General features: G+C 58.5%; 6 protein-coding genes. 3 read left to right on the forward strand and 3 right to left on the reverse strand.

Annotation, left to right across the window (positions count from 1 at the left end; genetic code table 11):
- From ACOSYY_RS01355 to ACOSYY_RS01365, 3 genes are all read left to right on the forward strand, one after another.
- Positions 1-2,553: hypothetical protein (locus tag ACOSYY_RS01355; RefSeq protein WP_421660453.1), on the forward strand; the 2,553-nt coding region annotated here is incomplete at its 5' end.
- 7 nt (positions 2,554-2,560) lie between these two features.
- The gene (locus tag ACOSYY_RS01360; RefSeq protein WP_421660454.1) at positions 2,561-7,264 is read left to right on the forward strand and encodes a hypothetical protein; all 4,704 of its coding nucleotides are present in this window, start codon (positions 2,561-2,563) and stop codon (positions 7,262-7,264) included.
- 26 nt (positions 7,265-7,290) lie between these two features.
- Positions 7,291-9,018, forward strand: a complete 1,728-nt coding sequence (locus ACOSYY_RS01365) for a hypothetical protein (protein WP_421660455.1) — start codon at positions 7,291-7,293, stop codon at positions 9,016-9,018.
- A gap of 180 nt (positions 9,019-9,198) precedes the next feature.
- Here the strand turns inward: ACOSYY_RS01365 and ACOSYY_RS01370 are convergent, their stop codons facing one another.
- The 3 genes from ACOSYY_RS01370 to ACOSYY_RS01380 form a co-directional block, all read right to left on the reverse strand.
- Positions 9,199-9,549 carry a hypothetical protein gene (locus ACOSYY_RS01370; RefSeq protein WP_421660456.1) on the reverse strand — a complete coding sequence of 117 codons (351 nt, stop codon included), beginning with the start codon at positions 9,547-9,549 and terminating at the stop codon, positions 9,199-9,201.
- 640 nt (positions 9,550-10,189) lie between these two features.
- Positions 10,190-12,481, reverse strand: a complete 2,292-nt coding sequence (locus ACOSYY_RS01375; RefSeq protein ID WP_421660457.1) for a 6-phosphofructokinase — start codon at positions 12,479-12,481, stop codon at positions 10,190-10,192.
- 225 nt (positions 12,482-12,706) lie between these two features.
- Complete coding sequence (locus ACOSYY_RS01380; RefSeq protein ID WP_526023260.1) at positions 12,707-13,351, reverse strand: DJ-1/PfpI family protein; 645 nt, start codon at positions 13,349-13,351, stop codon at positions 12,707-12,709.
- Between the last annotated feature and the right edge of the window lie 43 nt (positions 13,352-13,394).

Raw genomic sequence — 13,394 nt, forward strand, 5'->3', positions numbered from 1 at the left:
TTGCGTCCCTGGCTCTGTCTCGTCGTCGTTCGCAAGCAACATGACGTGACTTTGCGCGTAGACCGTCATCTCCCCTTGCCTGTCCTTGAGATCAAGGCTCACGCGGCACACGAACTTCCGGATCTGGCTGAATCCTGGGCCTGGGCCCATGCGCAAGTCGCCGGAAGCGCGCGTAACAAGGACTTGCTCGAAAAGTCGCTCGGCGGCGATCCCTCGCTCACTCTTTCGCGCTTGTTGTGTCCGCGTCGTCTCGATCCGCTCACGGATTATGTCGCTTGTGTTGTGCCTACCTTTGAGTCGGGAAGAAAGGCCGGACTGGGTTTAACGATCCAGCGCGATGGCGAACAAGACGAGGAGAAAGAGTTATTACCGGCATGGACCCCTCAGGCCGATGCCGTGACGTTGCCCGTCTACTTCCACTGGGAGTTTCGCACCGGCACCGGCGGCGACTTCGAAGCCCTAGTGAAACTGCTGAGCGCGCGGGATTTGCGGGACATACCAAAGGTCGGCAAGCGACTCGTGGACATCAGCGATCCGGACTTCAACATCGCCCTGCCGGCCGGCACAACGCTCGAGCTTGAAGGCGCGTTACGTGTTGTCGGCGCATCAACAGCAGAGTGGCAAGAGACGACTCGCGCGCCCTTTCAGAGAGAGTTGAAAAAGATTCTCGATGCTCCCTGGCTCGCGATGCAGAACGACCGTGACGAAGACCCCATCGTTGCACCACCGATATATGGCTGCTGGCAAGCGGCGCGTCACACGGTGAACTTGCCTCAGCCGTCTCCGGCACCGGCAGCATGGCTGGACGAGCTGAATCTGGATCCGCGACATCGATCTGCGGCGGCGCTGGGAACCCACGTCGTGCAAACGCAGCAAGAAGAGCTGATGGCGTCGGCGTGGGAACAACTCGGCGAGATCGATCGCATCAATCAGTTGCGCCGGCAGGCCCAGCTGGCCCGTGCCGTGAATACGGTCTACTACACGAGACACTTCAGCCGATTCTCCGACGAAACGCTGTTGAAAGTGTTCGGCGTAGCCCAATCTCGAGTCCTCGTGGAAACCACCGGCGTGAACAACGTCACGACGCGAGCGTTATTGTCGCAGGCGATCTCGCGGTCGGTTATTCCTGATCGCATCGTCTCGGCGCCGATGCGACGATTGACGAGCCCGCGCAACCGAGTCAGCGCTCGATTCCAAGCTGTCGGCGCCGCGCCGATCGCCCTCGTCGCCAGACTCAATACGACCGCTCCGGTCTTGGCTTTTCGAGCGAACGACGCCGCGTTGATTTCCATCAACCTTGTGGCCGCCAGAGCCCAGGGATTGGCCGCGCAATTGAACGACGCGATTCGGTTTGAACGGACTCTTGCGGCCTTGAACAGCGCGCCTCCCCTGGCGGACTACACGCACATTCCCGAGGGGCAGATCCGGACGTTACTCGACTTCACTCGAGGAGCCGACAACAATCCTGCCGCTGCGGTCTTTCGTGAGGCCGCGAAGGACCATCAACGCTATATGGCCGGAGCTTTTGCACCCTCTCCATCCGAGCAAGCGCCGACAATCCAACTGGCGGATACAAGGAAAGCGCTGCTGCAAAGCATCGTTCCGGCGATGACCATCAAGAGGCGAATGGACTTCTCTGTCCGGTTGGCATCCGACGCCAACAAGACCGACGATCCACTTGAACCGGTGATGGACACTCCCGATTTTCCACAGCCGATGTATGAAGCGCTGCGGGATCTCTCTCAGGATTACCTGCTGCCGGGCTTGGAGCATGTGCCCGCAAACACTGTCACGTTGCTCGGCACCAATCCGAAGTTCGTCGAATCGTTCATGGTGGGACTCAATGCTGAGATGGCCCACGAAATGCTGTGGCGCAATTATCCGACGGATCAGCGCGGCACGTACTTTCGGCGATTCTGGGACACGTCCGTCGGCAGCGACGAACCCGACCTCGAACCGATAAGCATGTGGGAGGATCGCGAACTGGGCAGGAACAGCGCGGACACCGGCGGGAAGTTGGTCTTACTGATTCGCGGCGAGCTGCTCAAACGGTACCCGAATTCAGTGATCTATGCGGTGGCTGCCGTGCCGAAAAACCAACGATTAACACTTTCGAAGAAGCCTGAGGACGAACGATATCCACTTTTCCGCGGAACACTGAAACCCGATGTTACGTTCCTCGGTTTCGATCTCACGGAAGCAGAAGCCAAAGGCGAACCACCGCACAATCCCGATGGGTGGTTCTTTGTGATTCAGCAACAACCCACTGAGCCCTGCTTCGGAATGGACGCGGCGGATTTCACGAAAGACCCGCCGGCATTGACCGCTACCTGGAACGAATTGAGCTGGCGACACATGGTCCGGACAGAAGAGGGCTTGAAAGCCTTGTCGCATGTTTCTCTCGATTCGATTATGAGTGTGGTGCCGAACATCGACACGCAAACCATCGACAAGGCGACGTGGGGGAAGAACTCTTCGCACCTCGCGTACATCACGTTGCAGCGTCCGATGCGCATTGCCATTCACGCCAGAGAAATGATGAAGAAGGTCTAGATTTAGCATGGCAACTCCGAACCCTCCCATTCCCAACATCCTCAACACTCCTGAACTTGGAGCTGAGCTTGCGGCCGGTCCCGCGCGTCCGCTGGTCCTCTTTCCGGTTCGGCTCGAGACCCGATTCTTTTCTCAAGCCGACGGCACGTCGGAGCTTCGTGTGCGTGTATATCCGGACAAGATCCACAATGATTCTCACGAACCTGAATTGACCGAGGACGAGCTGATCTGGGGAACACACTTTTGGGAACAGACGTGGCGAGCGGCCGGCAATGAGGAGCGGGAAAAGGCTGCGTGGCGGCAGCTTGCGGACAGGCTGGATCCCCAGCGCGCCGCGTGGGTCGCGCGAACACTCACGCCGCTCAACCCCGATGATCGTCCCGATGATCCGGTCAACACCTGCGGGGCGTTGCCGAAGCCGGTGCGCTTCCCCTCCCCCGAGCGGAAGAAGGAATCGTGGACACGGGCGCCACACAGTGACGTCCTGCCGGACTTTTGGACCGTACTGGGTTACAAAGGCGACAGGCTCGTGGTCAACGTCAAAAGCGGGCCGATAGCCGATCCTTTGGCGACTGGTCCAAATCCTTCGCCGGCCGCGAACGTCGATGCCTCCGGCATCGACGAAGACATGAAGTGGATGGTTGATTTCGCGGCCGCTGAAGCGAAAGGAATGGCGATTCGCGCCAAACTCCCGCAAACGGACGCTGCCGCCGGTCTCGATTTTGTGCTCGTGATCGGAGTCAAGGACTCGCCCGGCAAGTCCGCGCAACTGCTCACCGATCTGTTCAATGCCCATCGCTACACGGACGGGCTCGGCTTCATTCGCCAGGGCACGCCTTCCAACAATACACAGGATGCGCCCTCGGGATTTCGTTCCAGCGATCCGGGTCATGAAGCCGGCCATCTCGCGGAACTTCACGAAACCACCGCTAAACAATCCGGGACCAATGGCGCTCTGCTCGCGCAAGCTTTGGGACTGACAACCGATCCGCTCTTCGCCCATCTGCCCAATGCCGCGCTCACCGAACAGCTTGACGCGCGGCACATGAACACGGCGCTCTGGCAAGCGACGTGGGGGTACTTTCTTTTGCAGATGCTGGGATCAAGCGCAATCGGAGGCGAAAGCCCGTTATCGGAATCTGACATCGCCTGGACTCGCAATCATTTCCTTCAATACGTGCGAGCCGGCGGACCGCTGCCGGCTATTCGAGTTGGGAAACAACCGTATGGCGTTCTTCCCGTCACGTCACTCACCAGCTGGAAGGCCAGGATGGACGGGGGAGATGAGTTCAATCGCGACAAGGTTTTGCATGGTTTGCTGATCAAGCTGCGGGAAATCTGGCGCCGCAATGTTCAGGAGGTGCCGCGGCTGGGCCGAACCGATGAGGTCGACGGTAACGGTCTCGACAAGGATCTTCCCGAGGTGCTCAGCATGGATGCGCTCTCTTCCAGCTATTCCATACGACAACTGCTGGGACGCCATTATCTCGACAACTTGTTGGTCTTCCTCGGCGCCGATTTCTTCCTCGATGTGTGGGAGCTCGAGCTTCCCGACGTTCCTCCCATGGAAGAGCCTCCTCCGATCGAGGACCCGCCTGAAGACCTGGCTCCGCGTTTTCGCGCCCAGTGGATCAGGCAGCAACAGGCCATGCGCCAAGCTTTCATCCGGCAACAAGAGACGATCCAGCGCAACGCGAGACGAGCGCGACAGGAAGCCATCAATCGCATCAACGCAAAGCGAGACGCGGTCCCGGAGTGGTGGGCGGCCCAGGAGCGGTTAACCGCAACCGTATTGGGCCACCTTGGCATTACGTGGAAACCGCGAATGGCTCGTTCCGTGTTTTCCTCCGCCACTGCCACACTCAACGGCACGCTGGTTCAAGCCGATGGAAATCCATCCCTTTCACCGAACTACATTGAATCACTGCTCGCCTTGCGTGACCTGGCCAAGGAAGCGTGGTTTCAAGATGACACATTCGAGCAGCCGGCGCCACACACGTTACTTCACTTGCTTTTGCGACATTCGATGTTGCTGGAATACGCGTCGGCTGCGTCGCATCTCTTGATCAAACGGAATCTGTCGGCGCCGGCCTTGCAGCGTGAACAGGAGCTCCTGGGCATGCAGGCGAGGCCGACCGTTCCGACCATTTGGGACCGGCTGAAGACCGACATTGTCCTCCCGGATGGGCCGAAACCGGTCGGGCAGTACTTGATCAACTTCTCTCCCAGCGGCGAGCCCGATGTCGCAAGGGAACCCGATCTCAAACCATTGAGTGAATTTCGCGAGAGCCTGGCTCACCTGAAGTCACTCGATGTCGACACACTTGAACAATTGATGACCGGGACGCTCGATCTGTGTTCACACCGGCTTGATGCTTGGATCACTTCCTTTGCGACCAAACGCTTGGAAGAGATGCGGCAGACCGATCCGAGCGGAGTTCTGTTGGGGAGCTATGGGTGGGTGATGAACCTGAACGCAGTCGAACCCCAGTCGCAAGCTCCCACACCTCCAGGCGAACAAGCACCGGTGTTTGAAGCGGCAAGGAATCCCGGCTTCGTTCACACGCCATCCCTGACTCAGGCGGCCACGGCGGCAATTTTGCGCAGCGGTCACCTGGCGCAGTCGCGTGGCGGCGCCGTGAACGATCTCTTGGCTATCGATTTGTCGTCGGAGCGAGTGAGGCTCGCGACATGGCTGCTCGATGGTGTGCGTCAAGGACAACCACTCGGTGCATTACTGGGTTATCGCTTCGAACGACGGTTGCAGGAGATACGCAAAGCGCAGTTCATCTCCGTCTTTCGCGAACTCGCGCCGCTGGTCGCGCGGAAACTCGAATCTGGCCGGCAGACGGCATCGGTCGAGTCGCTTGCCGCCAACAACGTCGTGGACGGACTGGCACTGATGCGTCGGTGGGAAAAAGGCAAGGAGGGAACGTCGTCTCTGCCATGGACCATGGACACCATTCCGTTCGGGCAAATGGTCAACCAGAAAACACCCGCGCTGCCTCCATTTGATCCGAACAACGCCGACTTCAACGCGCTGAAAGCGGAGCTCGAATTCCTGGAACTAGCCGTCGATGCCGTCAGCGATGCCCTCATGGCGGAGAGCGTGCATCAAGTCGTACGTGGAAATCCCCTGCGCGCGGCGAGCACTGTGGAAGCGGTCGCCGGAGGCGAGATTCCCCCGCCCGAGCTCGAAGTCGTGAAAACACCACGCACGGGCGTCGCACTCACGCATCGCGTCGTGTCCTTGTTTAGTGGCGAGCCGCAACTCTCCACTCATTGGTCTGCGATGTCGTCTCGCGCTACAGCCGAACCGCACCTGAATGCCTGGGCCGCGAGGCTGTTACCAAATCCGGCAAAAGTACGATGCCTGATCGACCGGCTCGACGCAGTCACTGGAAATGTGTTGGAGACGAAAGAGATGCGCTTGGACCAGCTGAGCCTGGCTCCCCTCGACTACATCTATGCTCTGGAGGGGGGGAAGGGCGGACAGCAAGCGGAGATCGAGCAGCGGCTGTTGTTACAGGTGATGAGTCGGTCTGATGGCTTCGCGGCTGGCTCCCTACTGCGTATCAATCCAGGACGAATGCCGGAGTGGAGCATCGGTGATTTGAGTTACGGTGAATTCGGCGAAGCACTGCGGGTAACGAGACGGTTGCTCACGAGCGGGCGGGCGTTGGATGGGGAAGACCTGAATCCGCCTGACCGCACGGCTGATGCCGGTATCGACATTGACGAGGTGAATCAACGGGCGTCCGCTGCCGTAGCTGCGTTGCAGCGGGTCCTCGACGATTTGAACTCGCAAGTCGCTTCACCCGGCGATCTCAACGAATTGCGCACATTGCTTCTCCGCTCGGCATCGTTTGGTATAGCCGGCGCGGTGCCGCTGTCTGCCGGTGACTCGGCGACTGACCGCGAGGCGGTTCTGTCACAAGCGGCATCAATCCGCAAGGAGTTGGCCCAGCGCAAGGAGCAACTGGACGCGCTCACCGCCCTGTCGGTTGAGGACCAGTTGAAACATGCGCTTTCTCGTCTACAAATCGTATTTGGCAAAGCGTTCATCGTGCTGCCGCGCTTCAGGCCCTCGAACGTCGAGGAACTTGAGAAGGCTTTGGCCGGCAGCGACACGGTTCAAGGCAACGATCCACTCGTTGCTCCGACGTGGTTCCAGCGAATGGCTCGGGTGCGTGACGGAATGTCGAACCTCGGCGCCGTGCTCGGTTATTCAGAAGCCCTCAACACAGGTGAAAAATTGCAACTGAAGATCGCGCAACTTCCCTACGCGGAAGGTGATCGGTGGGTTGCGTTGCCGCTGGTGGAGGGAAAGAACCTGCCCGGAGGAAAACTTTCCATCGCGGTGCAGTCTCCCGCCGATCTCGACATGCGCCAACCGCTGGCGGGTGTGTTGATTGATGAATGGGTGGAAGTCGTACCCAGCGCAATCGAGACGACGGGCATCGCGTTGCAATACGATCAACCGAATGCCGCGCCGCCTCAAACGATTCTGATCGCTGTGCCGCCGGAGATGGGGGCGCCATGGACCATCTGGTCCTTGCAACAGATACTTTTGGAGACCCTCGATCTGGCTCGGATCCGTGCTGTCGATCCGGTGACGCTGGATGAAGTCGGGCATTATCTGCCGGCGCTGTACTTTGCGTACAACACACTCGGCGACACTGTGTCGACCGACTTTACAACCGTGAAGTAATCAACATGGCTTCAATAACCAGTTGGATGAGATTGCAACCTCTCAGCCGCAACGCTGAGATGAAACACAGCTTGCAGGCGAGGATCCACGACCCGCTCTGGCTGCTTGCCCGGCAATGGCAGTTAGGAGAGTTTCAGGGAGAAGATAATGGCTCGCCGATAATGGCGCGCTGGCGCGCGGACGCGGCAAAACTCTCCCGCTATTTCTCGGGAGCCATCAACGCCAACACTATCGCGAACGCTCCTCGGTATGATCCGAGCATGCCGTTGGAAACGCTGGTTGAGCGCGAGACCATTCTTCCCGCAAACGATCAGACGGCAAAACTTCGCTTCGCGGCTGAATCAGGCCAGCAGTTCTTAAGAATGTTGGACCAGATGCGCGAAGCGCAGGCGATCTCACGTGACTACCGAGACGCCTTTGTTCGTAAGTACCCCATGTCGAGGCTGACTCCGGAACAGCGCGCAACCTTGGATAGCGATAGCCTGGCCTTCATCGATCTCATGGCGGCAAGGGTGCCTGATGGAAGATTGCTCCATACGGCCTTTCGTGTCACCAATGCCGGAGTCATCGTCATCGCTCCCGATCTTCACGTCGCACCCGGTGATCTGGCCGACGTGAGAGAGGCTGCGCGACTCTGGTTGATCTGGTTCGATACGTTGTTCAGCGAGCCCGAGAAAGAGAATACCGCTTGGTTGCCGGAACGCATGGAGTATGCGTTCTCAGTCGGCACGCGTTTCAGCGACGGCGAGGTGCCGTTGACTGCCGAGGAGTATTGTGAAGGTCACTTGGATTGGTATGCCTTCGATGTGAATCTCGAGGTGACCTTGGGCGGAGCGTCGGACGACACGCTTACGGAGATCACCCGCAGCGCGATTCCCGCTCCGGTGAGTTTTCGCGGAATGCCCAACGCTCGGTTCTGGGAGTTCGAGGACGCGCAGGTCGACTTCGGCTCCGTTGATGCCGGTCCTACCGATCTCGCGCGCATGCTGCTCGTGGAGTTTTCCTTAACATACGGCAACGACTGGTTTGTCATTCCCGTTGAATTGCCGGTGGGCTCGCTCTATCGCTGTCGCTCGATTGTCATCGAGGACACGTTTGGCGTGCGGACGCTGGTGAGGACCTCGAGCCAACTGAGTGAGCCGCATTCCACCTGGCGGATGTTCCAGCAATCGCACACCAGAAGTAGCGGACTGACGAAGCCGGCGGCGAATCTCTTTTTCTTGACGCCGTCGTTGTTGAAAGGCATGGAAAGCAAGCCGATTGAAGAGGTGCTGTTCCTTCGTGACGAGATGGCGAACATGGCCTGGGGGGTGGAGCGCATTGTGGAGAGCGCCGCGGAGAAGCCGTTGACTCGCTTCGAACAAGAGATACAAACAACCGCGCCCTCTGTAGAGACTAGAGATCCGAACAAGCTGGTTTACAAACTGGCCACAAAAGTGCCGGACAACTGGGTGCCGCTGCTGCCGGTGAAGAGCAATGAAGGATTGCGTTTGCGGCGGGGAAAGGTATTGAAGGTCGATGGACCTCCGGAGTTTATTGACGCTCATGGCAACATCCTCAGGCCGCAAGTCACGAATGAAAATGGATTACGAATCTTCGAGGAAGAGATCCCGCGCGAGGGCATTCGGGTCACGCGTCACTATCAACTCACGCGCTGGCATGATGGTTCGACTCATCTCTGGATAGGGCGCCGCAAGAAAGTCGGCAGCGGTGAAGGTTCGAGCGGGCTGAAGTTCGATGTGTTGAAGTCTTAGATCTTGAGCCGCGGACGCACGCGGATCCGGGCGAGGATTCGTTCGACCCGCGTCACCCGCCTCTCGGCCCTCGTCTCAGTGAAGCCGACGTGTTCGGGTTACTGAACGGCTTCTGGTTACGCTCTTGGGCCACGCCCTGTCGCATGAGTCCGGCACCTATCACGTCGTTGCGTAACCGGGTCATTCGTGAGGGTTCATTAGAGGATCCTCAGCTTCCTTCGCGGTCGTTTTTGATTTGGCCTTCTTAGCCTTTGCCGACTTCTTCATCTTCTTCTCAGCTTTCAGTGCACCCCGCTTGGCCTTCTTCTCTGACTTCTTCTGCTTTTTCTTGCCCTTCATGTCGGTCTTCGGCTGGTCCCGCATGGAATTGGAGTTATCCCGCATCTGTTCCTGCTCGGCTTTCATCTCGCCCAGTGAACCCATCTCCTGCTGCAGTTCTGACCCAAAGCTTGAGGTGTCTTCCGCCATGGCCAAACCATAAGTTCCGCATGCAAGCGCGGATGCAACTGCCGATACGAGGATGAACCGCATGGATAAACCTCCCTTAAAAAGATTGTGTCGACGTGGACGACGCCGGAAACCGGTTTTCAGTCTAGAGCTATCGCGAGGTCACGTTTCTATGGAACATAGGCAAGAAATGGACAAAGAAACCACGGCCTCCATAAGGTGTCCCTCTGGAGGCCGTGAAGAGCATGCCTTCAAAGGGAATGCGCTCGATGCGTTCATATGGGGAGGAGCGCTACGGCCTGATCTGCCACAGCAAATACACCAACCCGGCAACCACTGCTGAGACCACAACGAAATGCATGAACCGCCTCCTTACGATTGATTGTTGTAACGTCACTGACGCGGGAAACCAGCGCCCGGTCTATGGGTATCGCGAGATGGGTTTTCAGACAACTTATTTCAAGATTTTGGTGCAGGCGTATGGGGACCGGCGACGTGGTGCCGCGAAACCGTTGCTAGAGCAGCGAGACCGTTCTCCATTCAATCAAAGCATCCATATCATATCCATGGGCCGATAGCCGGCGTGGTGAATATCGAGACATGGAAAGCCTGTGCTGCGAGGTACTGGTGCCTGCGATGTGATTGCAAGACACGATTCCAAATTGGCCGCCGGTCGGCATACCGAAAGAGTCGATCCGATGATCGTACAGATGGCGGCCGGGAGTTACGTGACGCGGGCGTTGCCGTGCATTCGACTGAAGACGTCCCAGTCGAATTGCTTGGGTGTCACGGCATGGAGTGGAATCGGTCCGATCGATCCCCGTTCACGGTAGGCTAAGAGACATCCGACAATGTCATCGGGCGATTCCATCAGTCTGTGCACCATTTCATGGGTCAGATGTTGAGCAATCGCCTTGTCCTCCGGTATTGGTCTGGCGCCTCGGAGCGTGTGACCAAGGATGGTGGCTTTGGTGGCCAGCGTGAGCTGATAGTGATCCGGCCTCGCTTGCCGTTCCGGCCATCGGGTAATGACGTCGGCGACATACTCGACAAGGCCATGGACTCCACCATCCTTATGATGCCGGTGCGGCGTCCGTTCGGCAACGACGAACAAATGGCTCTTATTCGGCACTCCCAATGTCCGTTTGAGCGTTCCAAGGATGACGTCATCGATATAGGCATTCGGGTCGGGGTGTTCATTGACCAACAACCCCTCTGCTCTCGCCTGATAGGCGCAGGCCAGCGCAAGATGGCCTGATCCGGCGCCCATGACTTCCACGAAAAATACGGTGCCCATCGCCGCGCTGGTGGCCTTCAGCGATTCGATCGAATGATCCGCCAGCGCCACCGCGGATTGAAATCCGAGACAGATCGTTCCTTCGATATTATTGTCGATACTGCCCGGAATGCCGACGACCTGCACCCCGAACCCTTCATAAATTGCCCGAGCGCCCCGCATGCTGCCGTCACCGCCCAACACAACCAGTACGCCATCACGCAGATACGGTTCGAGGTGCCGCATGGCCACGTGCTGAATCGTCTCTTGTTTGAACTCCTCAAAACGGCTGCTGCCGATGGGACTGCTCGGTTGGCTGCCCATGCCGCGGGTATGCTCTTCGGTGACTCGTTCGATCCAATTATTGGCCAAGCCCAAATAGCCGTGGCGGACAAAATAGACCTCCAACCCCATGCGTTGGCCGGTCACATGCAACTCTTTTAAAGCGGCGCCGGCCCCGGCGAAATCACCTCCGGAGACGAGCGCGACGACTCGTTTGAGCGTTCGAGGTTTGAGGGTGACGTGGTCTTTTCTTACGCGCTCCACCGTCACCCACGTATTGCGGGAAACACGCTCCCGCTCGGACAGTCCGACCGCCGTTGAGTAGCCGGACATCCGTCCCTGTTCGACCGTGAGCAGTACGACATTATCTTGGCTTTCCTTGTAGTCGCTGAACTCGCTAAAGGCCTCATGGAACGGACGCGGGTCCAAATAGATCATCAGCGCCCGCAAGGTGGAACTGTGCGTGTAGAGGCAGGCCACTTTGCCCTTTTGCGCAACACCCAACCGGTGGAGGCCGTCGATGACGTCGAGATAGAGATCAAAGAAAGAATTGCCGCCCGGATAACAATACAGCGGATCTTTCATCAGCCGCTTGGCCGCGGATGTCTCGACGCCGAACGCGCGCGCCGCTTCATCGGCCTCTAAGGACTTCTCCAATCCCGTGACCCATCCGAAATCCGACGATTCGAGAGCCGGCTGGACGGTCGGTTCGGATAGGGGCGCGCCTTGCAGCAGCGCCGCCGACACTCTTTCGTACAGTTGCCTGGTGTTTGGGCTACGGCTGATGCAGTGAAGGAACGTGCGCGGGTCGAGATAGTTGGCGAGATGTAAAAAATCGAGCTGCTGTCCCACGATGCCGATCATGCGGGCGAGCGCCGTTCCGACCGCGTCGGCTTTGGCCACTCCTCGTTCGCGGTCCAGTTGGTTCGGCAAGCGGCATCCGACGCGATGTGTCTTACTGTCGACCTGCGACACGCCGTGACGCATCGTGAAGAAAAGCGTTCGGTCGCCGAGATCGCGAGGCAACAACCAAAAACGGTCGTCCCCCAGTTCCAGAACGATGCGGCCTTCCGCCAGAGTGGGCGTCAGCTGCCCGCGTGGCACTATGGCAACCGGCCGTCGATAGGTCGGCTTGGCCACTGCTCCGATCGTGGCCCGGAGTAACGGGTGCAGCGAACCTTCGGCAAGGAGCGCGTTCCAGGCTGCAAAGAACACCAGGTGATCATCGATGAACCCTTCGCGAACCGACCGGTACTCTTCCGCGGTTGCAAACCCGGACTTGGAGCGCTCGACGAACGAGCGGAGTTGCTCCATTTTAGCGCGGACTCGATCCAAGTCGTCGTCGGAACCTTCTACCGGCGAAGGTTCCACGAGTCCCCGCTCCGAGGCTCGCCGAGCGAGAGCGCGACCATAGGCGAGGAGTCCTTCGATGGTGACGAAATCCAATGGGTGACTCATAACAGATTGCTATACTAAAACCGATGCGCAGGCTGTAGCAAGGGTATCTCTCATGGCGTGGAACTTAACGGCGCATGAAAGTTCGCTGTCCTTCAATGGAAGATGAGGACGCTCGCTGCTTCTAACTGGATCGTGTCGCCAAGACTTCTAACCTATGTGTATAGATGAAGCCTCTTGGCGGCTTATGCAGCGGGAGGGATGAGCTCAGTGATGCCTTCGACGGGTTTATGGCATAACGACCAATTTACTGAATTCCTCACGCGCCGCGTCCACGATCGCGGACGGCGCTTTGTCGGGACTTCCGGAGTCAAACGGCGGCTGAGGGTCGTATTCGATGAGCAGTTGGGTGAGTTGCGCCGCATCGGCGCCAAACTCTTCGGCGACCAGAGTGAGGGCCATGTCGATCCCGGAGGAAACGCCGGCGGCGGTGAGGACCTTGCCGTCGCGAACGACACGTTCTTTGGTCGGAACGGCGCCGAATTGTTTCAAGACATCATGGGCGAGCCAATGCGTGGTGGCCTTAAGGCCCTGCAGCACGCCGGCGGCTGCCAGACCTAACGCGCCGGTACAGACCGACGTGGTCCACTTGGTCGTCCGGTGCACCTGCGCAATCCATTCCAGGACCAGCTGATCACCCATCACGGCTTGTGGAAACGCAGTTCCCGGCACCACGAGGATATCGGGACTGGTAGTTTCATCGAGGGAGTAGTCGGCCGTCAAGCGGAGCCTCCCGAAGTCGGTGCGCTTCACGCCCTTCTCACGTGCCACGAAGCGTACGTCGGTACCGAGAGTCGGCGCCTGAAGAACTTCATAGGGGCCGATCGCGTCGAGCGCCGTCATGCCGTCGTACAACAGTATGGCTACTTGCAACTTCTTGTCCGGAATCATCATCATTTCGCTCCTGATCATCAAT

Source organism: Nitrospira sp. BLG_2 (assembly GCF_049222245.1).

Excerpts from the sequence above, each read along its gene's own strand:
- ACOSYY_RS01360 (WP_421660454.1), top strand. The coding sequence starts at position 2,561 with ATGGCAACTCCGAACCCTCCCATTCCCAACATCCTCAACACTCCTGAA.
- ACOSYY_RS01365 (WP_421660455.1), top strand. The coding sequence starts at position 7,291 with ATGAGATTGCAACCTCTCAGCCGCAACGCTGAGATGAAACACAGCTTG.
- ACOSYY_RS01370 (WP_421660456.1), bottom strand. The coding sequence starts at position 9,549 with ATGCGGTTCATCCTCGTATCGGCAGTTGCATCCGCGCTTGCATGCGGA.
- ACOSYY_RS01375 (WP_421660457.1), bottom strand. The coding sequence starts at position 12,481 with ATGAGTCACCCATTGGATTTCGTCACCATCGAAGGACTCCTCGCCTAT.